We start from the raw sequence: 23,395 nt of genomic DNA, 5'->3' as shown, positions 1-23,395 counted from the left end.
AGTTGCCGACGCAGATTTTTCTCGGCAAGGACGAGAAAGCTGTGCCCTATGCAATGAACGGGAGGTTTGAATGAGCCTGGAGCGATTGATCGAACGTTGCCTGGGAGCGCGCGATGCCTTGGGCCTTGCCCGAGCGCAGGCAGCGCACTGGCAATCCTGGTTGCAGCCCATCAACGCGGACTTGCCCGTAGGCGAAGACCCGGCCTGCGACGATGACTTCCAACGCATGCGTGAGGAGGTCAACAAACTGTCCGGGGCCGATATCGAACAGGTCATTCACCTGGCGCAGACGCTGCTTGCCGGATCGTCCAAGGATCTGCGGGTAGTCACGTATTACATATGGGCACGCTTGCACAGGGATGGCGAAGCAGGCTTGGCCGACGGCCTGAACCTGTTGGCCGCATTGCTGGAACGCTATGCCGCCCTGGTGCTGCCCGCGCGTCCCCACAGCCGGAAAATGGCGCTGGAGTGGCTGGCGAGCAGCAAGGTGCTCGATACTCTGTCGCGCTACCCCGAGGTGGTCAGGGACGAAGCCGAGCGCACGGTTGCGGCGCTGGCCTGGCTGGAGCGTGAGTTGGCCGCCTGGCCCCAGGATCAGCGTCCCGACCTCGGCGCGCTATATGCCGCGTTGTCTGCGCGGCTGGCGCAATCGGGCGGGGTCGACGCGCTGGTACCGCAGAACAGCGCCAGCCACGAGACGAACGCGCGAGCGGCTGCCCCCGACGCGACGGTCATCAGATCCGGGCGCGATTTGCTGGACAGCGGTCGAGCGTTGGCAGGTTATTTGCGCGAACAATCCCAGGGTTGGTTGGCGGCTCATCGCCTGATGAAAAGCCTGCGCTGGGATACCGTGCATGCAGCACCGCTACAGGACGCCAGTGGCAAGACACGCCTGGCACCCCCCCGTGGCGAATACCGCGCACAACTCAAGCGCCTGCACCTGCAACAAAACTTCAGTGAACTGTTGGATTTGGTAGAGCGGATCTACGCCGAGGGTGTGAACCATTTCTGGCTGGATTTGCAGTGGTACCTGTACCAGGCACTGATCAAACAACCCGCGCCACAGGACAGCTGGGCCGACATTGCCAAGCGCGACCTGGGCATGTTCCTCGAGCGCTTGCCGGGGCTGGAGGCGTTGTGCTGGAACGATGGCTCGCCCTTGGCGGACGAGGTGACACGCGAGTGGATCAGCCAGCACGTCTGTGGCAATCGGCCTCAGCAATGGCTACCGGCGCCGACCGTTGCCGCAACCGGCGAGGACCCCGGGATCCTGTCATTGGAAGGCGAAGCGCTGGCACAGGCCGACAGCGATGGCGTCGAGCACTCATTGGCCTGGCTGGCCGCGCGTCCGGGCATCCATACCGGCCGCCAACGCTGGTTGTTGCGCCTGTTGATGGCGCGGGTGGCCGAGCAATACGGCAAGAGCGAACTGGCCATTCACCTGCTCGGCGAACTGGATGCCAGTGGACAACGTCATGGGTTGGCCGAATGGGAAACGGAGCTGAGTTTCGAGGTCAAGGCGCGCCTGCTCAAGCTGTTGCGCCTGAAAGCTCAACGCAATGACGCGGACAAACCCGGGCTGACCCGGCGCATGGAGGCGCTGCTGGCAGCGCTGGTGGCAGTCGACCCGGTACGTGCCGCAGTGCTCTGTGGCTGAACTTCATTTATCAGGATTTTTTCTTTGAGCATCGACAATCTGACACTGCAGTATTTCGACGCCGAAATGCGCTACCTGCGCGAGGCCGGCAAAGAGTTTGCCGAAGCTTTTCCAGACCGGGCGGCCCAACTGAACCTGGACAAGTCGGGCGCGCGCGACCCGTATGTGGAGCGGCTGTTTGAAGGGTTTGCCTTCCTGATGGGGCGGTTGCGCGAAAAGCTCGATGATGACCTGCCGGAGCTGACCGAAGGACTGGTCAGCCTGCTCTGGCCACATTACCTGCGCACCATACCGTCGCTCTCGATTGTCGAGTTGCTGCCCGAGCTCGCGCAGATGAAGCGCAGCGAGCACATCGGCAGCGGTTTTGAAGTGCTGTCGCAACCCATCGGACCATTGCGCACCCGTTGCCGCTATACCACCACCCAAGGCCTGACATTACAGCCGCTGGCCCTGGAGCGCGTGCAGGTGGCCCATGAACCGGACGGTCGCTCGCTGCTGAGACTGCGTTTTGCCTGCGGTGCAATGGCCAACGCCAGCGAGATCGACCTGAGCCGCCTGCCGTTGTACCTCAATGCCGATGCGGCGCTGGCCAGTGCGCTGCATCAGGCGCTGACCCTCAACGCTCAAGCCTTGTATGTACGCCTGCCTGACCAGACGGGCCGCTCTCTGCTGGAGGGTCATTTTTCGCCCAAGGGATTCGGTGACGAGGATCGCCTGTGGCCCAAGGGCGACAGTGCCTTCAGTGGCTATCAGTTACTGCTGGAGTATTTCACCTTTCGCGAGAAGTTCATGTTCGTGACCCTCTGCGGGCTCGAGCGCCTGGAGCTGCCACCGAATACCCCCTGGTTTGAACTCGAGGTGGTGCTGCGCGAGCCGTTGCCCCAGGCGTTCATTCCGAGCGCCGAGCACATTCGCCTGCATTGCGTGCCAGTGATCAATCTGTTCACGCTTGAGTCCGACCCAATGACCCTGGCGCCCCTGCAAACAGATTACCTGCTTCGTCCCATGCGCTTGCAGGACGGGCATACGGAGATTTATTCGGTGGATCGGGTCAGCGGCTCGAAGAGCGCCGTGCGCCATGAATACGTGCCATTCACCAGCTTTCGTCACAAGGGCGGCATGTTGCGTGATGAAGCGCCGGAGCGGTATTTCCATACACGACTCAAGCGTGGTCCCAACGGTCTGCATGACACTTGGCTGATCCTGGGTGGCGAAGGTTTCGATCAGGATCGGCTGGACAGCAGCGAAAGCCTGTCGCTGCGCTTGACCGGCACCCACGGCCAACTGCCGCGCAAGGCACTGCAAGGAACTTTGCTCGATACGCCGGTGCAATCGATCCAGGTCGACTTGCGGGTGCGCAACTTGTGTGCGCCGACCTTGCCGTGCTATCCGCCCAACCGCGACCGCTTCCACTGGCGGGTGCTGAGTCATCTTGGGTCGAACTTCCTGCCGATGCTCGACAATGCCGAAGTGCTGCGCGGCACGCTGGCGTTGTATGACTGGACGGGCAGTGAGCTGAACAGACGTCGCCTGGCGGCGATTGTCGAGGTCGGCCACCACCTGGTCCAGCGCTTCGAAAGAGGCTTTCTGCTGCGCGGGGTGGATATCGAAGTCACCCTGGATGCCAACGGCTTCAGCGGTGAGGGCGACATCAGCCTGTTCGGCGAAATGCTCAATCGCTTCTTTGCCCTGTACGCCGACATCCACCTCTACAACCAGCTCACGCTGATCCTGCAACCTACTGGAAAGTGCCTGCGATGGAACGAGAACCACAGTCAGCGTATTCCCGGCTGAAAGCCAGCGGTTTACTCGAAGCCCTAAAGGGGCAGGTGGCCGAGGCGAATCTGTATCGCTTCTGCCAGTTGCTTGAACAGGCGCTGCCCGATCACCCGCCACTTGGCAGCACCACGTCACCCGCGGATGATCCGGTGCGCTTTCGGCCAGACCCGGGCATGGGCTTCCCTGCCGGTGAACTGAAGGCCATTGAAACCGACGATAAGCATCCTTGGCGTCCGCCCACGGTGCGCACGCGCCTGTTGGGTCTGTACGGCGTGGACTCGCCATTGCCGACGGCTTTTCTGGACGATATCGCCCAGCGACGCGAGGGACACGAGGCGCTTGAAGCGTTCCTCGACATTTTCAACCACCGGATCTTTACCCAGTTCTACCGGATATGGCGCAAGTACTCCTATCCGGCCGCCTTCGAAGCCGGTGGTACGGATGCAACTTCGCAATGCCTGCTGGGACTGATCGGCCTGGGCATACCCGGAACAGCCAGCCAGGTTGCCACGCCGATATCGCGCTTCCTCGCCTTGCTCAGCGTGATGCGACTGCCCACTCGCAACGCCGAAGGCATTACTGCGCTGGTGAAGTTGCTGGCTCGCAAAACCCGGACGCAGGTAACGCCACACTGGCCGCAGAAAGTGCTGCTGGCGCAGCCGGCGAGCCTGTCCGCCGAGCATCCGGTGCGCTTGTCGCAGGGCACACCCCTGGGCGCTGTCGGCTACGACGCCAACAGTCAGTTGCATCTTTCGCTGTTCACCGAAGACCGGGACGAGGCCCGTGGCTGGCTGCCGGGTGGCCAGTTGTACAACGATCTTTTGGTATTGCTGCGCGTGTACCTGGGCTGGCGTTGCACGGTAAAGCTGCAGTTATCGTTGCCCCTGCACAGCCTGCCGCAACCGCTATTGGGACGAGCGCAGGTGTTGCTGGGCATGACCGCGGTCCTGGGCCTGGGCAGTGATGCCAGGCAGGCCTGCGAAAGCACCACCATCACGATCAATCTGGGCCGCTATCAAGGCCTGCAGAAAAACCGCCAGGACAGGGAGACACAGCATGTCGCGTACAGTTTCTAAATCATTGGGGGTCGCCGCGTTCGGTGTATTGCTCAGCGCTTGCGGGGTAACCCAGAGCGTGACAGATGCGACGACCTCGACCACCGAGGCGATCTTCTACAAGCAGGTGAAAACCCTGCACCTGGACCTCAGCGGGCGCGCGGCGCTGAACACTGCCGGGATCGACATGAACGCGTTGTCCGTGCCGACCCTGGTGCGGGTTTATCAACTGCGTGACCGCAAGGTGCTGGAAAAGGCCAACTACGATAGCTTGCTCAGCCAGGACGAGCACGTATTGAGTGCGGACCTGCTGGACAAACGAACCCTGGTGGTCAAGCCCGACCAGGGTGTGCAATTGAACATCCCCCTGGACAAGCAGGCACGCTATATCGCCGTGGTCGCATTGTTCCGTGAGTTCGATAACCGAGCCGATACCTGGCGCCTGACCCTGGCACGCGATGACCTCGACCCGGACCGGGTGCGGGTGATCGAACTGGGGGATAACCGACTGACCCTGCGCCCACTGGCCAAGGAGTGACGGATGAGCGATCTCAATCCCTCGTTGTACGAGACGCTTCTGCAGAATTTCGACGGCGAACTGGATCTGCACCTGGTCGCCGATGAGGATCAGTGCACGCTGTCGGTGCTGGACAACCTGCGCCGCATCTTAAACAGCCGGGCCGGTGCGCTCGACCATCTGCCCGATTATGGCCTGCCGGACATGGGCAAGATTCTGCAGGGCCTGCCGGGGACGGCACATGGACTGATGAGTGCCATGGCCGACACATTGGCCAAGTACGAGCCGCGCCTGGGCACGATTGGCATCGAGCTGCTGCCCCAGACCCGACCGGGTCATCTGGAGTACAGCCTCGAAGTGCAACTCAAGGGGGGCCGTCGACTGACCTTCGGCACCACGCTCACACCAGGCGGCCATGTCCTGGTACGTCACTTGAAGCGACAGCACTATCTATCGATGTCGGGAATTGATTAACCAAAGGAATGCGCAATGACAGCGTTGTTTGAGATGCGAATCAGGCTTGGCGGCGACCCAAGCGCCTTCATTGAGTTCAAGGCACTGCGTGAAGAGTTAGCCAGACTGAGCCATCCGGCCTGCCCCGATGTGGATTGGGTCAAGGTGGAACAATTGTGCCTGGTGTTGTTCCAGCGCAACGGGGCGGAGTTGCAAACAGCCGCTGCATTCGTACTGGCCCGTAGTCACCTCCACGGTCTGGAAGGTATGGTCCAGGGGATCGCGCTGGTCGAGGCGCTGGTCTGCGAATGGGCAACGCTGTGGCCGGCGATGGAGCCGGCGCGCCTGGAAATCCTGGCTTGGCTGTTCGCGCGCCTGCAGCCCCTGCTGCGCAGCCTGGAGCCGCAACCCTGGGGGCTGCCAGCGATCGCTCAACTGGGCGCGGCACTGGAGTGCTTGCACGCACGGCTGAATCGACAGGCACAGCATTCGCCGGGCACATTGCAAGCGCTGCGTCAGCAAGTCGAAGGTCTGCTACAGAGGCTGGCGCAGACCCACACGCAGCCCCACTCGTTGTTCGACGCGGTGGCATTGTCGGCAAGACTGCCGCAACCGCTCCCGGCGATGCCAATTGTGGTCCTGCCGACGCCGCCGATGCCTGTCGTGTTGGCTGGCGGTCAGCAGAAGCAGGCGCGACGGCTTGGCCCTTGGTTGTTCGCCGCCGCCGCGATGCTTACCTTGGCCGCGGGCGCCTTCTGGACGACCTGGCTGGCGAGCCCGGACAAGGAGGGTATTAATCGCCTGACCAGCGTTTTCGAGGCGCCACCCAGGGTGCCCGAACCCGTACGCCTCGACAGCCTCTCCCTCTTCACCCCCGGCAGTGCCGAACTCAAGCCCGGCTCGACCAAGGTATTAATCAGCGCCCTGGTCGACATCAAGGCCCAACCTGACTGGTTGATCGTCATTGCGGGGCACAGCGACGCCAAGGGCAGTGCCGAACAAAACCTGCAGCTGTCTCACGCTCGCGCCTCGGCCGTGCGCGGCTGGATGCAGCGGATGGGCGATATTCCCGACAGCTGCTTCGCGGTTCAGGGCTTTGCCGACAGCCAGCCGATCGCCAGCAACGACAGCGAGGCCGGGCGCGCGGCCAACCGGCGTGTCGATATCCAACTGGTGCCCCAGGCGGGAGCCTGCGGGAAAACAGGCGAGCAGGCAGCGTCATAGCAACCATTCATTCGCTCGATACCCATCATCAAGGAATGCAAGTTCTGTTTTTCCGCCAAGGGAGGAAGATAGCGCCATACCGATCTCGCCATTGAAGGAATAAGCGCGATGAGAATCTCGACCCTGCTGGCTTTTTTCGCCCTGTTCAGCGCCAGTGTGGCTGCAACCGCACCGGCGATGGCTGGCGATGCGTCCTGCCGTTTCCTGCCGATTGCGGATAGCGCTGTGCGTCTGCAGCACACGCAGAAGGTGGCGGTGCTCTACAGCGAAAACACGCTCAACACCCAGCAATACCTTGAGAGCTATCACGCGGTGGCGGTGAAGGGGGCGCAGAACCCCGGGCTGGATAAGCGGATCAGCCAGGCGTTCGTCGACAGTTCCGACCCGCAACGGGCGATTGGCTGGTTGATGACGTCGTTGCAGAAGGAGTTCGCCGCGGTGACGGTCTATGACAATCTCGATGCGGCGCTTCAGGCTCATCCGGACGTGGTGGTGATGCTCGACACTTTCAGTCGCCTGGTGTCCAAACGCAACAATCAGGTTGAAGCGCGGTTTGTGGCCAGGTTCTACGATTCGAACCTGCAGTACATCGGCCAGGCGCAAGGTTCACGTGCCGAGCAGATGCCCTCGGTGTGGGTGCATGGCAAAGCCGCGCCACAGATTGCCGCGCAAATCAATCAGCAGACCGAGTTGCAAGTGAAGGCGTTGAAACAGTTCGATGCGTCGTTGCAGACACTGGTGACCACCGGTCCAGTGGATCATGTGGCGAGCAACTGAACCGCTACCAGCCCTTGACCCCGCTCATATCCGGCAGCTTGTGCGCAATGCCCTTGTGGCAGTCGATGCAGGTGGCCTCGCCCTTGGCCAATGACGTGGAATGCATGGCTGCTGCCCGTTTGCCTTGGCGGGTGAAGTCCATGAATTCGAAGTTGTGGCAATTGCGGCATTCGCGCGAGTCGTTGGCCTTGAGCCTGGCCCATTCGTGTTCCGCCAGCTCACGGCGCAGGTTGAGGAATTTGTCGCGGGTGTCGATGGTGCCGAAAAGCTTGCCCCAGACTTCCTTCGATGCCTGCATTTTACGCGCGATCTTGTGGGTCCATTCATGGGGTACGTGGCAGTCCGGGCAGCTCGCGCGCACGCCCGAGCGGTTGGTGTAGTGAATGGTGTCCTGCAATTCGACGTACACGTTGTCGCGCATTTCGTGGCAGGAAATGCAGAACTTCTCGGTGTTCGTCAGCTCCAGCGCCGTGTTGAACCCACCCCAGAAAATGATCCCGGCGATAAAACCGCCCAGCGTCAGGAATCCCAGGCTGAAATAAACGCTCGGCCGACAGAGGATGCCCCAGTAGTCCTTAAGCAGGGCGAACAGTGCTTTCATGGCGCCTCCTCAACGTTTCTGCGCAGCGTTGGCGTCGTCTTGCAGGATTTTGTCGATGGTCTCGAAGCTGTTGCCCACCAGTGGCAGCACATCTTTTTGCGGCACATGGCACTGGTTGCAAAAGTAGCGACGCGGTGAGACAGCCGCCAGCGCCTGGCCGTCGCGGTCCATGTAGTGGGTGATGCTGATCATCGTCGCCTGGCTGCGTGGACTGTTGGCCCGGCTGTGGCAGGACAGGCACTTGTTGCCGTTCTTGTCGATCTGATAGCCGCGAATGCTGTGCGGAATGGTCGGCGGCTGGTCAGGGTAGTTGCGCTCACGCTTGAGGTCCTTGTTTTCATCGTCGGCCAGGGGCGGCGCAGGGGCGTTTTGCGTCAGGGTACCGCCAGGCCGGCGTCCGTCCGGGCCTGGTGCATCGAGGGGGTAATCAACTTCTGCGGCAATTACCGCGCCCATCACGGCGAGCAGGAACAACGGCAGGATGCGAAAAGTCATGGCGGTTCTCCTCAAGCCACGCTGATCAACTCGATGCGGATCGCGCATTTCTTGTAGTCGGTCTGCTTGGAGATCGGGTCGGTGGCGTCGAGCGTGACCTTGTTGATCAGCTTGTTGGCATCGAAAAACGGCACGAACACCAGGCCGCGCGGCGGTTTGTTGCGCCCGCGGGTTTCGATGCGGGCGCGGATTTCCCCGCGGCGGCTGATCAGCTTCACTTCGCTGCCACGGCGTGCGTTCATGGCCTTGGCATCCTCGGGGTGCATGTAGACCAGCGCGTCGGGAACGGCTTTGTACAGTTCTTCCACCCGTTGGGTCATGGTGCCCGTGTGCCAATGCTCCAGGACCCGGCCGGTGCTCAGCCAGAACGGGAAGTCGGCGTCCGGGGCTTCGGCCGGTGGCTCGTAGGGCAGGGCGAAGATGATCGCCTTCTTGTCCGGGTAGCCGTAGAACTGCACTTCGCTGCCCGTTTCCACATAGGGGTCGAGCCCCTCGCGGTAGCGCCAGCGAGTTTCCTTGCCGTCGACCACCGGCCAGCGCAGGCCGCGTTCGCTGTGGTAACGATCGAAAGCCGCGAGGTCATGGCCATGACCGCGACCAAACTGCGCGTACTCTTCGAACAGGCCCTTTTGCAGGTAGAAACCAAATGCCTTGGCTTCATCGTTCTTGTAGCCGGTCTCGATTTGCTCGACGGGAAACTCGTCGACCTGGCCGTTCTTGAACAACACTTCGAACAGGGTTTTGCCCTTGTACTCCGGGGCCTTGGCCAGCAACTCCGCGGGCCAGGTTTCATCGGTCTTGAAGCGTTTGGAAAACTCCACCAACTGCCACAGGTCGGACTTGGCGTCTCCCGGCGCGCTGACCAACTGATGCCAGAACTGCGTGCGGCGCTCGGCGTTGCCGAAGGCGCCTTCCTTTTCCACCCACATGGCGCTGGGCAGGATCAGGTCGGCCGCCTGGGCAGAAACGGTGGGGTAGACGTCCGAGACGATCACGAAGTTGTCCGGGTTGCGCCAGCCCGGCAACACTTCCTGCATGATGTTGGGCCCAGCCTGCATGTTGTTGCTGGCCTGGGTCCAATACACGTTGAGCACACCGTCCTTGAGCATGCGGCTTTGTTGCACCGCGTGAAAGCCGACTTTCTCCTGAATGGTGCCGGCGGGCAGCTTCCAGATTTTTTCCGCGGTGGCGCGGTGCTTGGGGTTCGTCACCACCATGTCGGCGGGCAGGCGGTGGGAGAAAGTCCCGACCTCGCGAGCAGTGCCACAGGCGGATGGCTGGCCGGTCAACGAGAAGGGGCTGTTGCCCGGTTCGCTGATCTTGCCCGTGAGCAAATGGATGTTGTAGATCAGGTTGTTGGCCCAAACTCCGCGGGTGTGCTGGTTGAAACCCATGGTCCAGAACGACACGACTTTACGGTTAGGGTCGGCATAGAGTTCGGCCAACGACTTGAGGCGATCAGGCGCAACCCCGGTTTCTTTCGCCGTTCGTTCCAGGGTGTAAGGTTTGACGAACTCGGCAAACTGCTCGAAGGAGATGTCCGTCCAGGTATTGGCCTTGTCGGCATTCTTCGCCTGTTTTTCCAGCGGGTTATCCGGGCGCAAGCCGTAGCCGATATCGTCGGCGCCCTTGGCGAAGCGCGTGTGCTTGCTGATGAAATCCTGATTGACCGCGCCACTTTCGATGATGTGATTGGCGATGTAGTTGAGGATCAACAGGTCGGTTTGTGGCTTGAACACCATGGGGATGTCGGCCAGTTCGAAGCTGCGGTGTTCGAAGGTCGACAGCACCGCGACCTTCACGTGCGGATAGCTCAGGCGCCGGTCGGTGACGCGGCTCCACAGGATCGGATGCATCTCCGCCATGTTCGAGCCCCACAACACAAAGGCGTCGGTGGCTTCGATGTCGTCGTAGCAACCCATCGGCTCATCCGCGCCAAAGGTGCGCATGAAACCCATCACCGCCGAGGCCATGCAATGGCGTGCATTGGGGTCGATGTTGTTGCTGCGAAAGCCGGCCTTCATCAGCTTGTTGGCGGCATAACCTTCCCACACCGTCCATTGTCCCGAGCCGAACATGCCGACCGATTCGGGGCCCTTGGTTTTCAAGGCCTGCTTGAATTTTTCTTCCATGATGTCGAAGGCCTTGTCCCAACTGATCGCCTGGAACTCGCCCTGCTTGTCGTAGCGGCCGTTTTTCATGCGCAGCAGCGGCTGGGTCAGGCGGTCGACGCCGTACATGATCTTGGACAGAAAATAGCCCTTCACGCAGTTCAACCCGCGGTTGACCTCGGCCTTGACGTCGCCATGGGTGGCGACCACCCGGTTGTCCCGGGTCGCGACCATCACGCTGCAACCGGTGCCGCAAAAACGGCAGGGCGCCTTGTTCCAGTCCAGGGTGACCATGTCCGCTTCGGTGACCAGGTTGCTGGCAGTGGTGAATATCGGCAGGCCGGCCGCGGAGGCTGCAATGGCAGCGGCCTGGGCCTTGACGAATGCTCGGCGCGACATGCTCATTGGCTGTCTCCCGCGGGATCGAGAATTTCGTGATAGATCAGCGCAGCGTTGAGTACGCCCGGCAGATTGTTGATTTGATCGATGCGTTGCAGGATCTGGTTTTCGTGTACGGCCTCAAGGACTACCACCAGTTTCCCGGCGGCACTTTCCTGATGCAATTCCACGCCGTCCAATAGTCGCAGGTTGGCTTTGACGGCGTCGAAGCGTTCAGGTCGGGCAAGTACCACAAGGCTGGCGATGTGCAGGATTTCGTCCATGGTTGACTCCAACAGGCTCTATTGAAGGGCTTTTAGTTGGGCGGTCCGGGAGGGCCGTAGAGCATTTGGAAAAACCAGATAAGGAAACCGTAACTGCCGACAATGGCGACTGAAAGTAACGGGAAAAGGCAAATGACAAGAAACAGGAACAGGCGCATTTCCTTGCGTCGTTGCGGTTTTTGCTCTTCAGTCAATGACATGGAGTGCGCTCCAGCCGAACGTGCACTCCAGACTAGATCACGGAATTATAAGGAGGGTTGTTGTTACGACTTTTATCGACAGGCGGTGGCCGATACTCACCGGTCTGGCACATGTAGTTATAACACTGCGGATCGTTACAGCGCTGAGTTACCAATTTGCAGCGAGTTGATAGGGTTTCTTGTTTGATAGTTGTTCGTTTAGCCGATCGATCGGTGCTTTATCACTTCGGCTTCGACTGCCCCTTCGTTGGCACCCTCATCAAACTTGCTGAAGCTCCACCAGGGCACCCTTGTATCCGGCTGTTCAGGCGTGAGGAGGCCGCCGTTCGATACAAGGGCAAAAAGCATGGGGAGACTCTGGATGGAAAGGGAGCGCGTTGATGCGAATCAGGTGTGCACCAATGCGATGGTGAATGAAACCACGATCATGCAGGCAAAGGCGAAATTTAGATTCATGTCGTTTCCATCCGAGTCAGGGGTGATGGCGCTCATCTTGAACAGGTCTGACGCAAATAAAAAATTCGCCTTGGTGATTTGAAAGATCGAAGGAATTGATAGCTGGCGCGTGAGTCGCGGCTTGAGTCACTGCAGACAAACTGTGGGTGCGAGCAGGCTCCCACAGTCGGGTTTTAGCTGTCGCACTATCAGCGCAGTCGCTCCAGCAACTGGTAGTACCACATGCCCGCCGCCAGCATCGGGTTGCCAAGCAGGTCGCCCATGGGCACGCGGATATGCTGGCAGGCAGCGAAGGTGTCGTACTGCTCAAGCTGCCCGGTGATCGCGCGGCCCATGATTTCGCCCATGATGTGGGTGGTGGCGATGCCGTGCCCGGAGTAGCCCTGGCAGTACCAGACGTTGTCCGAGAGTTTGCCCGCTTGCGGGATGCGGTTGATCACGATGCCCATCGCGCAGCTCCACTGATAGTCGATGGCCACGCCTTTGAGTGCCGGGAACGTCTGCTCGATGCACGGGCGTAACTCGGCGGCGATGTCGCGCGAATCCTTGCCGCTGTAGTTGGCGCCGCCGCCGAACAACAGGCGGCCGTCGGCGGTCAGGCGGTAGTAGTCGAGCACGAAGCGGCAATCGTAGACGGCGAGGTCTTCAGGGTTGATCTGTTTGGCCAGGTCGCCCAGCGGCGCAGTGGTGACGATGCCGCCCATTGCCGGGAAGATCTTGCCCTTGAGCTTGCCCGGTTCCAGCTTGTGGTAGACGTCACCGGCCAGCAGCACCTGATTGGCATCGATGCGACCTTGGGCGGTGCGCACGCCTGGTTGGTCGCCGTGAATGATTTCCAGCACTTCGCTGTTTTCGAAGATCAATGCGCCCAGGCTTTCTGCCGCCCGGGCTTCGCCGATGCACAGGTTGAGTGGATGCAGGTGCATGTTGCGGGTGTTCTTGATCGCGCCGTGGTAGAGGTCGCTCTGCAGCAGGTCGCGTACCTGGCTGCGGTCGAGCAGGCTGACGTCGTCACCCATGCCGCGGCGCAGCGCTTCGTCGTAGTCCTTGCGCAAACCGTCCATGTGGGCAGGTTTGTACGCCGCGTGCAGGTGGCCGTGCTTGAGGTCGCAGGCGATGCCGTATTTCTCCACCCGTTGCTTGATGATCTGGTGCCCGCGCCAGCGCAGGTGCCAGATGAAATCGTCGACTTCATCGCCGAGGCTGCGACGCATCTGCTTACGCATGGCTTCCTCGCCCGAGAGGCTGCCGGTGACCTGGCCACCGTTGCGCCCGGTGGCGCCCCAGCCGATCTTGTGGCTTTCGACGATGGCGACCTTCAGGCCTTTCTCCGCCAGTTCGACGGCCGTGGCGACGCCAGTGAATCCGCCGCCGATGATGACTACGTCGACGCGGTGCTGGCCTTGCAGGGTTGGGTAATCGGTTTCGTGGTTGAGGGTGGCGGTGTAGTAGGAGTTGGTGCGTTGGGTCATGTTTTTGTCCAGGCGAAATGAGGTCGAGAGACAGCGCGATCCTTGTGGGAGCGAGCCTGCTCGCGAAGCGGCCGGCACATTCAGCACTTGTAGTGACTGACACACCGCTTTCGCGAGCAGGCTCGCTCCCACAGGGCGGGGCGGATGGCGGTTTACGCCTCAGTCAAGTACCAACGCCAATCCTGCTCACCCACTTCAGCCATGAACTGCCGATACTCCGCACGTTTGACCGCCAGGTACACTCCCAGAAATTCCTGCCCCAACGCATCCCGCGCCCACACCGAATTTTCCAGCGCCGTCAGTGATGTCAGCCAGTCGGTCGGCAGCAACTGCGTGGCCTGCGCGTAGCCATTGCCTTGCACCGGTTCGCCCGGGTCGAGGTTCTCGCTGATGCCGCGATGGATGCCAGCCAGGATCGCCGCTGCTGCCAGGTACGGGTTGGCATCGGCACCGCAGATGCGATGTTCGATGTGACGGCTGTTGGCCGGGCCACCGGGCACCCGCAGGCTGACGGTGCGGTTGTCGACGCCCCAGGTCGGGGCCAGCGGCGCATAGCTGTTGGCCTGGAAGCGCCGGTAGGAGTTGGCATTGGGGCAGAACAGCAACAGCGAATCGAGCAGCGACGCCAGCATGCCGCCGATGGCGGTGCGCAGCAGCGGGGTGCCGGCCGGGTCCTCGGACGCGAACAGGTTGCGGCCTTCGGCATCGGCGATGCTGACGTGCATGTGCATGCCGGTGCCCGCCAGGTGATCGAAGGGTTTAGCCATGAACGTCGCCTGCATGCCGTGCTTGTGGGCCACGGCTTTGACCAGGCGTTTGTAACGCACCGCCTGATCCATCGCCTGCAAGGCATCGCCGTGTTCCAGGGTGATTTCCACCTGCCCCGGCGCGTATTCGGAAATCGCTGTGCGCGCCGGAATGCCATGGAGTTTGCACGCGGCATAGAGGTCGGCGAGAAATGGCTCGATCTGCTCCAGTTCACGCAGGCCGTAGACCTGGGTATGTCGCGGTCGACCGCCGTCAGCGTCCAGCGCCGGTTGCGGGCGACCATTGTGATCGCGCTTGGCGTCCAGCAAATAGAACTCCAGCTCGCACGCCATCACCGGGTGGTATCCCTCGGCTTGCAACCGATCGATGACCTTGATCAGCAGGTGACGTGGATCCGCGATGCTCGCCGGCATGCCTTCTTGCGGGTGCATGCTGACTTGCACCGCCGCGGTCGGAATCTGCCGCCACGGCAAACGCACCAGGCTGCCTTCGAGCGGGTAGGCACGGCAGTCGATGTCACCCACCTCCCAGACCAGTCCGGAGTTCTCGACGTCATCGCCTTGCAAGGTCAGGCCGAGGATGGTGCTGGGCAGCGGGCGACCGCTTTCATACACCGCCAGCAGTTCCTCGCGGTGCAACAGCTTGCCGCGCGGCACGCCGTTGGCATCGAGAATGAACAGCTCGATCATGTCGATATCGGGGTTGTTCGCCAAAAAGCGTTGGGCGTCTTCAAGGGCTGCGAATTTCATTGTTCATCACTCACGGTGGCGTCCCGCGGACGCACGGATTCAGGCCAGGGCGCGACGGCGGATAAAGATCCACGGCGCTCTGGCAGCGATAGCGAAAAAGTAAGGGGGCTCGACGCGTCGTGGACGCAATCAGGCGAGCAGGGTGCTATCCGGCGGGCGTGCGGAGTGACGCAGTTTGGAGCGGCGCAGGGCCATGGGCAGGTTGACGATGCGCTTCATGAGGCAATGCCGTCCACGACCCCTGCAGAGGGGGTCAGGAATGAGACATCCAGCAAGTGGTGCTCTGACGGTGCGGTGCTCATGACTCAGGTTTCCAGCAGGGGAAATCGTCGGTGGCGGATAACACGCTATCCGCAGTGACTGGATACTAGGGGTGAAAGCGCAACCTGTAAACGTCTGTTTTCAGCGCAGAAGGTGCACGGCCACCCCGATCAGCCCACAACCGGACAATACTTCGATGACCCCGCGCTTGAACTTCAGCAGGGCAATCGCGGCCGCAATGGCGATCAGCAGCGACGGCCAGTCCAGCCGATTGGCGAAGCCCTCAGGCCACAGCACATGATAAGCAAAGAAGCACGCCAGATTGACAATCACGCCAACCACCGCAGCGGTAATCGCGGTCAGCGGCGCGGTGAACTTGAGTTCGTTGTGCGTCGATTCCACCAGCGGGCCACCGGCGAGAATGAACAGGAACGAAGGCAGGAAGGTGAACCAGGTCACCAGCATGGCGGCGACGGCACCGGCGACGAAGGCCTGATCGGGACCGAACACCTGATGCACGTAGCCGCCGATGAAACCGACGAAGGCGACCACCATGATCAGTGGCCCGGGTGTGGTTTCGCCGAGCGCCAGGCCATCGATCATCTGCGTCGGCGTCAGCCATCCATAGTGGCCGACCGCGCCCTGGTAGACATACGGCAGCACCGCGTAGGCACCGCCGAAGGTCAGCAGCGCCGCCTTGGTGAAAAACCAGCCCATCTGGGTCAGCGTGCCTTCCCAGCCGAACAGGGTGGTGAGGGAGGCCATCGGCAGCGCCCACAACAGCGCGCCGATCAGGGCCAGGCGCAGCAGTTTCCAGCTGCTGAAACGGGCATGCTCGGGCGTGGGTGTGTCGTCGTCGATGACGGCGGCGCCGAAGGATTTTTGCGCGGCGCCGTGCCCGCCGGTACGGAATTTTTCGGGGGCCAGGCGCCCACCGAAATAACCGATGATTGCTGCCCCCAAAACGATCAAGGGAAACGGTACGTTGAGCGCGAAGATGGCCACGAATGACGCGGCGGCGATGCCCCACATCCAGGCGTTTTTCAAGGCCCGGGAGCCGATCCGATGCGCCGCCTGCAGCACAATGGCGGTCACCGCCGGCTTGATCCCGTAGAAAAGCCCGACCACCACCGGCACCTCACCGAAGGCGACATACACCCAGGACAAGGCTATCAGGAGGAACAGCGACGGCAGCACGAACAGCACGCCGGCAATCACGCCGCCCCAGGTCCGGTGCATCAGCCAGCCGATGTAGGTCGCCAATTGCTGGGCCTCGGGGCCGGGCAGCAACATGCAATAGTTGAGCGCATGCAGGAAGCGGCGCTCGGAGATCCAGCGCCGGCGTTCGACCAGTTCCTGGTGCATGATCGAGATCTGCCCGGCCGGCCCGCCGAAGCTTATGAAACCGAGCTTGAGCCAGAAACGGAACGCTTCTCGCAGACTGATTGCAGCGGGCTTCGCGGGTTGCTGTGCTTCGGCGGGGGCAGGGCTCAAACGGCGATTCCTTTTGCAGGGACACTTTGATCCGCGACTTTAACCATGAGCACGCGGTTTGAATAGCCGGGCACTGCGTCAACTCAAAACGTAGTCCACCGGCATGAGCGGCGGCGGCAATGTCGTCTCACCCATGGCCGCCAGCACATCGCGCTCGATGGTGCGTACCAATGCGTCGATGGGCAGCTGGTTTTCATCGCGACCAAACGGGTCTTCCAATTCATCGGCAATCGCATCCAGGCCGAAGAACGTGTAGCTGACAATCGCGGTGAAGACCGGCGTCAGCCAGCCCAACGGTTCGGCCATGGCGAATGGCAGCAAGATGCAGAACAGGTAGATGGTGCGGTGCAGCAACAAGGTGTAGGGGAAGGGCAGCGGCGTGTTCTTGATCCGTTCACAGACCGCTTGGACCTGGGTCAGGCGGGTCAAGTGGTTGGCCATCAGCATGTGGCGCCACTCGTTGATCACGCCAGACTCGGCCAGCGTCGAGCATTGTTGGCCTGCCTGCATCAGGATTCGCCCACAGAGATCGCCTGCGTTGTCCACCGGCATCGGATCGAGCCAGGCCCCACTGGCCGCCTGTTCGTTCTCCTGGCGCAACCTGGCGTTGAGCGCGTGGGCGAAGCCACAGAGTTTGCGTAGCAGGCTGTTACGCTCGACTTCATCCTTGATGACCTGGGTTTCTCGCGCCATGGAGCGAATCTCCACCAGCATGTCGCCCCAGGCCTTGCGCGCTTCGTACCAGCGGTCATAACAGGCGTTGTTGCGAAAGCTCATGAAGATCGACAGCGACAGGCCCAGCAGGGTGAAGGGCGTCGCACTGACCTTGGAAAAATAGCTGGGGTGCGACATCTCGACGAGCACGATGACCGATGCGAGCAGCGTCACCATCAGGGCGCGCCAGGCGATGCGCTTGGCGATCGAGCCTTTGAGCGAAGTCAGGATGTCGATCAGGTTGGGTTTGGGTCTCACGATCATGGTTGTGCGCCTGGGCAAGGACAGTGATGGAGCTGGCATTTAATCGCCGGTCATGGGCATGACGCGGCGCAGGCTAGGAGCAACGAGTCCGTACGTCCAATCACTATGAGTGACTGGGTGATCGACGGAGTCTATGAAGGATTTTCAAGCGCGCAGCGATGGTGCGCCGCTGCGGCTGTCGTCATTCATTGCGCCCCGAACATCACCGTCCAGTAAATCCCCGCATCGCTCTTCGGATCAACCGCATACGCCGCGCCGAGGTCGCGGAACTGTGGGTTCATCAGGTTGGCGCAATGGCCGGGGCTGGCCAGCCAACCGTCGACCACCTTGCGTACGCTGTCCTGCCCGGCGGCGATGTTCTCGCCGATCTGCTGGAAGTCGTAGCCCGCCAGTTCGGCGCGATCGCCTGGGGTACGGCCGTCGCGGTCCTTGTGATCGAAGTAATTGTTGTTGGCCATGCTGCGCGCCTGGGTTTCGGCGGCGCTCGCCAGGGTGGCGTTCCAGGCCAGCGGCGTGGTGGCGTTGAAGGTTTGTGCGCCACATTGGCGGGGGCGGCTGCGCGCGACGTTGAGTTCGGCGAGCAGTTTCTGCCCTTCGGTCTGCCAATCGCCCAGGCGTGCGCTCAACAATGGCCGGGCCAGTACGATGCGCCACTCGCGGTCCTGGCGGCTGACGCCGACGTCGACGAACTGCGGGTCGAGCACTATCTGGCAAAAACTTTCCTGGATCGCCTTCATCGCCGAGGGCGCATCACGCGGCCCGGTCAGGCTGATCGCCTGCACATTCTTCATCGGATACCCTGCACTGGCCATGGCCTGTTGCAGGTTGCCGACGCTGGCGGCGGACAGCACCAGCCGCGGGTCGGCCGACAGCGGCGGCAGTTCCGATGACACCTGGCCTGCGCAACGCTGCAACTGGGCGCGGTAGACGTTGATCGATTCGATCAGTTGCGACTCGTCGCTCGCCAGCGCGGTGGCGGCAAACAGAAGTCCCAGTGAAACCCCGGCAAGGCGCAGGGTGGACGATAGGAAAGGCATGGAAATCCTCCTTGAGCTGACTGCGCCCATGATGCGCGAAGTGCCCCCCTTGAGCGCAATGCCTTTTTCCGGGTTGTTGCATCCTCCGCGCCATCATTTCACTACTACACTCAAGCGATACTGCCTACGGAGTAGTGTCCGATCATGCGCCACGCCTGGATTTCCACCTGCCTCGCCCTGACCCTGCTCGCTGTCCCGGCATTCGCCACTGACCAGGAACAAAAACAGAAAGTCGCCGAAGACAAGGCCCAGGTGCTGGAGCACAAGGCCGCAGAAAACAGCGGCCCCGCGGCAGTGCCCAAGTCTCAAGCCATTACCCAGCCTGAGGTCCAGGCCGTGGACCCGGCGGGCAAGGCGCCGCTGGATGACGCCATCACCTGTCTCGCCCGTTCGATCTACTGGGAAGCCAAGGGCAAGGACTCGGCCGACATGGAAGCGGTGGCCAACGTGGTCATGAATCGCCTCGGCCATGAAGGTTTTCCCGATACCGTGTGTGCTGTAGTCAAGCAGGGCTCGGAGACCAGGAGCTGCCAGTTTTCCTGGTGGTGCGATGGGCGCCCGGACTCCGTTCAGGAGGAGGTGCCTTACGCGATGGCCAAGGAAATCGCACGCAAGGCGCTGAACAAGCAATTGCCGGATCGCACCAAAGGCGCACTGTATTTCCATGATCGCACGGTGAAGCCTGGCTGGGCCAAGGAGTACACCCATACGGCGGACATCGGATTGTTCAGGTTTTACAAACCCCAGGGCGGTGATGCGAAGTAATCATATTTACGTGAAAAACCCTTGAAATTTATCCAGGCCCGCGAAACTGCAATATTTCTGTTTTACAAGCTTCATGACGGAGCAACGCGTTAGAAATGTCATGAGTGGAAACAGAACATGAAGCAGGCGTGGTTTTTCAGCAGTCATTCGGCACCGCCAGGTGCGTCCTTTGCGGTTTACGCCTCGTGACGGTTCTTGTCACCGGCGCCGCCGGTTTCATCGGCTTTCATACGGCCAGGCGCTTGTGCCTGGACGGTCATGAAGTCGTCGGGATCGACAACCTCAACGACTATTACGACGTAGCGCTCAAGCAGGCACGGCTAAAGGCGCTTGAGTCGTTGCCGGGCTTTCGCTTCCGGAAAATGGACATCGTCGACAAGCCGGCATTGCTGGACTTGTTCGGCGAGTACCGATTCAGCGAAGTGGTGCACCTGGCCGCCCAGGCCGGCGTGCGTTATTCGCTGGACCAACCGGATGTGTACGCCCAATCGAACCTGGTGGGCTTCCTCAATGTGCTGGAAGCCTGTCGGCACCATCGCCCCGGGCACCTGATCTATGCCTCGAGCAGTTCGGTCTACGGCAGCAACTGCAAAATGCCTTTCAGCATCGAAGACGCGGTCGATCAACCGGTTTCGTTGTACGCGGCCACCAAGCGTGCCAATGAACTGCTCGCCCACAGTTACTGCCATCTGTACGGCCTCAAGGCCAGCGGTCTGCGCTTCTTCACGGTCTACGGACCCTGGGGCCGGCCCGACATGGCACCGTTCAAATTCACCCAGGCGATCCTCAACGGCCAGCCCATCGACGTCTACAACCAGGGCGAGATGGCGCGGGACTTCACCTACATCGATGACATCGTGGAAAGCATCGCTCGCCTGCGCACTCGGCCGCCGGGCGAGGGGATCAATCGACTCTTCAACATCGGTCGCGGTGAACCGATGGCGCTGCTGGATTTTATCGAGTGCCTGGAGTCGGCATTGGGCACCGAAGCCCGGCGTCACTTCATGCCGATGCAGGACGGTGATGTGGTCAAGACCTGGGCCGATGTCTCGGCACTGCAAGCGTGGATCGACTTTCGCCCGCAGGTGTCGGTGGCAACCGGGGTCGGGGCCTTTGTGCAGTGGTATCGGCAGTTTTATCAGATCTGAATCGTTCGCCGCTGATAACGGTAAAACCATAGGGCGAGGGGACTCCATGAGCCAAGACATATTTGTGTCGGTACTGATTCCGGCAAAGAACGAAGCGAACAACCTCAAGCCACTGCTCGAGGAGGTGCGCGAGGCAATGGCAAACGAAGCGTATGAAATCATCGTGGTCGACGATGGCAGTACCGATGCCACCTTGCACGAGCTGCGGCAGATCAGGAACAGCGGTTTGAGCGCCTTGCGCATCCTCCATCATGAACGCTCGCTGGGGCAAAGCACCTCGCTCTACCATGCGGCACGGGAAGCGCGTGGGCAATGGCTGGCCACCCTCGACGGCGACGGCCAGAACGATCCAGCGGACATCCCCGGCATGTTGGCGCTGGTGCGCGGTGAGCAGGGCAGGGGCAATGTGCAGCTGGTGGCGGGTCACCGTACCAACCGCCGCGATACTGCGAGCAAGCGCTGGGCTTCGCGTTTCGCCAACGGTCTGCGCCGGCGCCTGCTCAAGGATGCCACGCCGGACACCGGCTGCGGCCTGAAGCTGATCGAGCGCGCGGCGTTCCTGCGCCTGCCGTATTTCGACCACATGCACCGATTCATTCCGGCATTGATCCAGCGCCACAACGGCCGAACGATCAATTACCCGGTCAACCATCGAGCGCGCACCGCAGGGGTGTCCAAGTACGGCAACCTCGACCGTGCCCTGGTGGGCATTCTTGACCTGGCCGGTGTCTGGTGGCTGATCAAGCGCACGCGGCTGAACACCCACGCCCAGGAGCTCGAAGGATGATCATGACCCGCGAAACCCTGTGGCTGGTGATTGGTTTTGCCGGACAGATCGCGTTTACCGGACGGTTCGTCCTGCAGTGGTTGTACAGCGAATACAAAAAGCGCAGCGTCATCCCGGTGAGCTTCTGGTACCTGAGTATTGTCGGCAGCACCTTGTTGTTTGCCTACGCCATCTACCGCCAGGACCCGGTGTTCATTGTCGGGCAGGCATTCGGCTCCATCGTGTACCTGCGCAACCTGCAATTGATTGCCAAAAACCGACAATCCAGGGAATAGACCATGCGCCGAAAACTCTCGCCCCGGGTCGAATGCCTGGTCCTGATGCTGCTCGCCTTGCTGTTGATCGGTGCCGGGCTGGGCTTGCGCCAGGCACAGAACGTCGATGAGGAGCGCTTCCTCGGTGTGGCCCTGGAGATGCTGCACAACGGCTCGTGGCTGATTCCGCATCGGGCCGGGGAGATCTACGGCGACAAGCCGCCGATCTTCATGTGGACGGTGGCATTCTTCATCTGGCTGACCGGCCTGCCCAACCTCGCCCTGTACATTCCCGGGCTGTTGTCGGCGACAACCGTCACGGCACTGGTCCATGACCTGGGTCGTCGGCTCTGGAGCCAGCGTATCGGTCGCATCGCTGCATTGTTGTACCTGGCGACCTACCAGACCCATAGCATCCTGCGCACCGGGCAAATCGACAGCTTCCTGATTCTGTTCACCACCCTGGGCCTTTACGGGCTGGCACGCCATCTACTGCTTGGACCCGCGTGGCGTTGGTTCTACGTCGGATGCGCGGCGATGGGCATCGGCGTGATCACCAAAGGCGTCGGTTTTCTGCCGGTGTTGCTGTTGATCCCCTATGCCTATGCGGTGCGTAAGGGCTGGCCGGGGGTGGTGGCGATGCCGGGCGAGTCGCGCAGATGGCTGCTTGGGTTTGTGTTCATGCTGGCTGCTATTGCGATCTGGCTGCTGCCCCTGGCCTTGTCCATCGCGCTCAATGGCAGCGCTGAGGAAATCGCCTATGCGCGGGAAATCCTCCTGCGCCAGACCGCCGGACGCTATGCCGCCGCCTGGCATCATCGGGAACCCTTCTGGTACTTCTTCACCAACGTCATTCCACAGTACTGGCTGCCACTGGTATTGGTGTTGCCGTGGCTGGTGCCGGCCTGGCGCCGCCAGCTGCAAAAGCGCGATGGCCGGGTGCTGGTGTTGCTCGGCTGGGTGGCGCTGGTGGTGCTGTTTTTCTGTATCAGCAGCGGCAAGCGCAAGTTGTATATCTACCCGGCATTGCCAGCGCTGGTCCTGGTGGCAGCGCCGCTGGTGCCCTGGTTGCTGCAGCGTTGGTTCAGGCAGCGCCCGCGCTTGCGACGAGTGTTCCCGGCATTGGTCGCGACCTGGTTCGTGCTGTGGTTCGCCCGGGGTTTCGTCGAACCGGTCAGGGATGGGGTCAATCCCAATCAAACGCTCATGGCCCAGGCCAACAGCATGACCCATGGCGCGAACCTGGTCCTTGTCAACTGGAGAGAAGGGCACTGGCTGTTCGCCCGTCAGCCGATCGTGCACTTCGGTATGCTCGACTCCACCGTCGAAAGAGCCGCGCAATGGCTGCGCGAACACTCGCATGACTACGCCCTGGTGCCGGACGACGTGCTGGACCGCTGCTTCAAGCCCGAGGCTGCGCGGGAACTGGGGGAGAACTCCCGGGCGCAATGGTCGATTGTCGGGGCGGATGCGGATAATGGGTTGTGTCATGCGCAAGCGTCATCGACGGTGTATCGGTTTTCGTGGGCTGATCCGCAGGTGCAAGTGTCCGTGCCCTAGCGAAGCTCATGCATATTTGGATTGATCGTTCCCACGCTCTGCGTGGGAATGCATCCTGTGACGCTCCGCGTCATTCTTGCGCACGGCTCACGTCATGTGTCGTCAACGGAACGCGGAGCGTCCCTGGCGGCATTC

At 61.3% G+C, this 23,395-nt stretch carries 23 protein-coding genes; 13 read left to right on the top strand and 10 right to left on the bottom strand.

Features of this window, described 5'->3' with window-relative positions; all coding sequences use genetic code 11:
• Positions 1–70 precede the first annotated feature (70 nt).
• From tssA to PG5_RS23190, 7 genes are all read left to right on the top strand, one after another.
• Positions 71–1,657 carry a type VI secretion system protein TssA gene (gene tssA / locus PG5_RS23220; RefSeq protein WP_020799574.1) on the top strand — a complete coding sequence of 529 codons (1,587 nt, stop codon included), beginning with the start codon at positions 71–73 and terminating at the stop codon, positions 1,655–1,657.
• 24 nt (positions 1,658–1,681) lie between these two features.
• A complete protein-coding gene (gene tssF, locus PG5_RS23215; protein ID WP_020799573.1) occupies positions 1,682–3,451 on the top strand; it encodes a type VI secretion system baseplate subunit TssF in 1,770 nt (589 codons plus the stop codon).
• The gene (gene tssG / locus PG5_RS23210; protein WP_020799572.1) at positions 3,415–4,512 is read left to right on the top strand and encodes a type VI secretion system baseplate subunit TssG; all 1,098 of its coding nucleotides are present in this window, start codon (positions 3,415–3,417) and stop codon (positions 4,510–4,512) included. The genes tssF and tssG overlap by 37 nt, the downstream gene beginning before the upstream one ends.
• The gene (gene tssJ / locus PG5_RS23205) at positions 4,493–5,029 is read left to right on the top strand and encodes a type VI secretion system lipoprotein TssJ (RefSeq protein ID WP_020799571.1); all 537 of its coding nucleotides are present in this window, start codon (positions 4,493–4,495) and stop codon (positions 5,027–5,029) included. The genes tssG and tssJ overlap by 20 nt, the downstream gene beginning before the upstream one ends.
• Positions 5,030–5,032: 3 nt before the next feature.
• On the top strand, positions 5,033–5,482 hold the full coding sequence (gene tssE, locus PG5_RS23200) for a type VI secretion system baseplate subunit TssE (protein WP_020799570.1): 450 nt from the start codon (positions 5,033–5,035) through the stop codon (positions 5,480–5,482).
• 15 nt (positions 5,483–5,497) lie between these two features.
• Positions 5,498–6,685 carry an OmpA family protein gene (locus PG5_RS23195; protein ID WP_020799569.1) on the top strand — a complete coding sequence of 396 codons (1,188 nt, stop codon included), beginning with the start codon at positions 5,498–5,500 and terminating at the stop codon, positions 6,683–6,685.
• A 108-nt stretch (positions 6,686–6,793) separates the two neighbouring features.
• The gene (locus tag PG5_RS23190; RefSeq protein ID WP_020799568.1) at positions 6,794–7,462 is read left to right on the top strand and encodes a hypothetical protein; all 669 of its coding nucleotides are present in this window, start codon (positions 6,794–6,796) and stop codon (positions 7,460–7,462) included.
• 4 nt (positions 7,463–7,466) lie between these two features.
• Here PG5_RS23190 and PG5_RS23185 read toward each other — a convergent pair whose 3' ends face one another.
• Genes PG5_RS23185 through napE form a run of 5 tightly spaced genes read right to left on the bottom strand, consistent with a single transcriptional unit; the run spans position 7,467 to position 11,531 of the window.
• A complete protein-coding gene (locus PG5_RS23185) occupies positions 7,467–8,063 on the bottom strand; it encodes a cytochrome c3 family protein (RefSeq protein WP_020799567.1) in 597 nt (198 codons plus the stop codon).
• Positions 8,064–8,072: 9 nt separating this feature from the next.
• Positions 8,073–8,558, bottom strand: coding sequence for a nitrate reductase cytochrome c-type subunit (locus PG5_RS23180; RefSeq protein ID WP_020799566.1), 486 nt, complete (start codon positions 8,556–8,558; stop codon positions 8,073–8,075).
• A gap of 11 nt (positions 8,559–8,569) precedes the next feature.
• A complete protein-coding gene (gene napA, locus PG5_RS23175) occupies positions 8,570–11,074 on the bottom strand; it encodes a nitrate reductase catalytic subunit NapA (protein WP_020799565.1) in 2,505 nt (834 codons plus the stop codon).
• Positions 11,071–11,331, bottom strand: a complete 261-nt coding sequence (locus PG5_RS23170; RefSeq protein ID WP_020799564.1) for a chaperone NapD — start codon at positions 11,329–11,331, stop codon at positions 11,071–11,073. The genes napA and PG5_RS23170 overlap by 4 nt, the downstream gene beginning before the upstream one ends.
• Before the next feature lie 32 nt (positions 11,332–11,363).
• On the bottom strand, positions 11,364–11,531 hold the full coding sequence (napE, locus tag PG5_RS23165) for a periplasmic nitrate reductase, NapE protein (protein ID WP_020799563.1): 168 nt from the start codon (positions 11,529–11,531) through the stop codon (positions 11,364–11,366).
• A gap of 361 nt (positions 11,532–11,892) precedes the next feature.
• On the opposite strand from napE, the gene PG5_RS34295 reads away from it, so the two are divergent.
• The gene (locus PG5_RS34295; protein ID WP_155943746.1) at positions 11,893–12,069 is read left to right on the top strand and encodes a hypothetical protein; all 177 of its coding nucleotides are present in this window, start codon (positions 11,893–11,895) and stop codon (positions 12,067–12,069) included.
• 106 nt (positions 12,070–12,175) lie between these two features.
• On the opposite strand, the gene PG5_RS23155 is transcribed toward PG5_RS34295, so the two are convergent.
• The 5 genes from PG5_RS23155 to PG5_RS23135 form a co-directional block, all read right to left on the bottom strand.
• Positions 12,176–13,459, bottom strand: a complete 1,284-nt coding sequence (locus tag PG5_RS23155) for an FAD-binding oxidoreductase (protein ID WP_042955681.1) — start codon at positions 13,457–13,459, stop codon at positions 12,176–12,178.
• A 152-nt stretch (positions 13,460–13,611) separates the two neighbouring features.
• The gene (locus PG5_RS23150) at positions 13,612–14,976 is read right to left on the bottom strand and encodes a glutamine synthetase family protein (protein WP_020799560.1); all 1,365 of its coding nucleotides are present in this window, start codon (positions 14,974–14,976) and stop codon (positions 13,612–13,614) included.
• A 402-nt stretch (positions 14,977–15,378) separates the two neighbouring features.
• The gene (chrA, locus tag PG5_RS23145) at positions 15,379–16,731 is read right to left on the bottom strand and encodes a chromate efflux transporter (RefSeq protein ID WP_020799558.1); all 1,353 of its coding nucleotides are present in this window, start codon (positions 16,729–16,731) and stop codon (positions 15,379–15,381) included.
• A gap of 78 nt (positions 16,732–16,809) precedes the next feature.
• A complete protein-coding gene (locus tag PG5_RS23140) occupies positions 16,810–17,709 on the bottom strand; it encodes a bestrophin family protein (RefSeq protein ID WP_020799557.1) in 900 nt (299 codons plus the stop codon).
• 185 nt (positions 17,710–17,894) lie between these two features.
• The gene (locus PG5_RS23135; protein ID WP_020799556.1) at positions 17,895–18,746 is read right to left on the bottom strand and encodes a CAP domain-containing protein; all 852 of its coding nucleotides are present in this window, start codon (positions 18,744–18,746) and stop codon (positions 17,895–17,897) included.
• Positions 18,747–18,890: 144 nt separating this feature from the next.
• Between PG5_RS23135 and PG5_RS23130 the strand changes: the two genes are divergently transcribed.
• From PG5_RS23130 to PG5_RS23110, 5 genes are all read left to right on the top strand, one after another.
• The gene (locus PG5_RS23130; protein WP_020799555.1) at positions 18,891–19,511 is read left to right on the top strand and encodes a cell wall hydrolase; all 621 of its coding nucleotides are present in this window, start codon (positions 18,891–18,893) and stop codon (positions 19,509–19,511) included.
• Between the two features lie 185 nt (positions 19,512–19,696).
• The gene (locus tag PG5_RS23125) at positions 19,697–20,659 is read left to right on the top strand and encodes an NAD-dependent epimerase (protein ID WP_020799553.1); all 963 of its coding nucleotides are present in this window, start codon (positions 19,697–19,699) and stop codon (positions 20,657–20,659) included.
• Positions 20,660–20,705: 46 nt separating this feature from the next.
• A complete protein-coding gene (locus PG5_RS23120; protein ID WP_020799552.1) occupies positions 20,706–21,446 on the top strand; it encodes a glycosyltransferase family 2 protein in 741 nt (246 codons plus the stop codon).
• The gene (locus PG5_RS23115; protein WP_020799551.1) at positions 21,443–21,721 is read left to right on the top strand and encodes a lipid-A-disaccharide synthase N-terminal domain-containing protein; all 279 of its coding nucleotides are present in this window, start codon (positions 21,443–21,445) and stop codon (positions 21,719–21,721) included. Before PG5_RS23120 ends, PG5_RS23115 begins: the two co-directional genes overlap by 4 nt.
• Positions 21,722–21,724: 3 nt before the next feature.
• Positions 21,725–23,260 carry a glycosyltransferase family 39 protein gene (locus PG5_RS23110; protein ID WP_020799550.1) on the top strand — a complete coding sequence of 512 codons (1,536 nt, stop codon included), beginning with the start codon at positions 21,725–21,727 and terminating at the stop codon, positions 23,258–23,260.
• The last annotated feature ends 135 nt before the right edge of the window (positions 23,261–23,395 follow it).

This window comes from Pseudomonas sp. G5(2012), from assembly GCF_000408945.1.
In the GTDB taxonomy this organism is placed as follows: domain Bacteria; phylum Pseudomonadota; class Gammaproteobacteria; order Pseudomonadales; family Pseudomonadaceae; genus Aquipseudomonas; species Aquipseudomonas umsongensis.
Note: the sequence above shows the minus strand (reverse complement) of the source record. Positions and strands in the feature narration are given on the sequence as shown.

Coding starts and splice junctions, on each gene's coding strand:
- PG5_RS34295 (WP_155943746.1), top strand. CDS start 11,893: ATGGAAAGGGAGCGCGTTGATGCGAATCAGGTGTGCACCAATGCGATG.
- tssJ (WP_020799571.1), top strand. CDS start 4,493: ATGTCGCGTACAGTTTCTAAATCATTGGGGGTCGCCGCGTTCGGTGTA.
- napE (WP_020799563.1), bottom strand. CDS start 11,531: ATGTCATTGACTGAAGAGCAAAAACCGCAACGACGCAAGGAAATGCGC.
- PG5_RS23135 (WP_020799556.1), bottom strand. CDS start 18,746: ATGCCTTTCCTATCGTCCACCCTGCGCCTTGCCGGGGTTTCACTGGGA.
- PG5_RS23170 (WP_020799564.1), bottom strand. CDS start 11,331: ATGGACGAAATCCTGCACATCGCCAGCCTTGTGGTACTTGCCCGACCT.
- tssE (WP_020799570.1), top strand. CDS start 5,033: ATGAGCGATCTCAATCCCTCGTTGTACGAGACGCTTCTGCAGAATTTC.
- PG5_RS23110 (WP_020799550.1), top strand. CDS start 21,725: ATGCGCCGAAAACTCTCGCCCCGGGTCGAATGCCTGGTCCTGATGCTG.
- tssA (WP_020799574.1), top strand. CDS start 71: ATGAGCCTGGAGCGATTGATCGAACGTTGCCTGGGAGCGCGCGATGCC.
- PG5_RS23195 (WP_020799569.1), top strand. CDS start 5,498: ATGACAGCGTTGTTTGAGATGCGAATCAGGCTTGGCGGCGACCCAAGC.
- PG5_RS23130 (WP_020799555.1), top strand. CDS start 18,891: ATGCGCCACGCCTGGATTTCCACCTGCCTCGCCCTGACCCTGCTCGCT.
- PG5_RS23115 (WP_020799551.1), top strand. CDS start 21,443: ATGATCATGACCCGCGAAACCCTGTGGCTGGTGATTGGTTTTGCCGGA.
- PG5_RS23150 (WP_020799560.1), bottom strand. CDS start 14,976: ATGAAATTCGCAGCCCTTGAAGACGCCCAACGCTTTTTGGCGAACAAC.
- PG5_RS23180 (WP_020799566.1), bottom strand. CDS start 8,558: ATGACTTTTCGCATCCTGCCGTTGTTCCTGCTCGCCGTGATGGGCGCG.
- PG5_RS23185 (WP_020799567.1), bottom strand. CDS start 8,063: ATGAAAGCACTGTTCGCCCTGCTTAAGGACTACTGGGGCATCCTCTGT.
- PG5_RS23120 (WP_020799552.1), top strand. CDS start 20,706: ATGAGCCAAGACATATTTGTGTCGGTACTGATTCCGGCAAAGAACGAA.
- napA (WP_020799565.1), bottom strand. CDS start 11,074: ATGAGCATGTCGCGCCGAGCATTCGTCAAGGCCCAGGCCGCTGCCATT.
- PG5_RS23140 (WP_020799557.1), bottom strand. CDS start 17,709: ATGATCGTGAGACCCAAACCCAACCTGATCGACATCCTGACTTCGCTC.
- tssG (WP_020799572.1), top strand. CDS start 3,415: ATGGAACGAGAACCACAGTCAGCGTATTCCCGGCTGAAAGCCAGCGGT.
- PG5_RS23190 (WP_020799568.1), top strand. CDS start 6,794: ATGAGAATCTCGACCCTGCTGGCTTTTTTCGCCCTGTTCAGCGCCAGT.
- PG5_RS23155 (WP_042955681.1), bottom strand. CDS start 13,459: ATGACCCAACGCACCAACTCCTACTACACCGCCACCCTCAACCACGAA.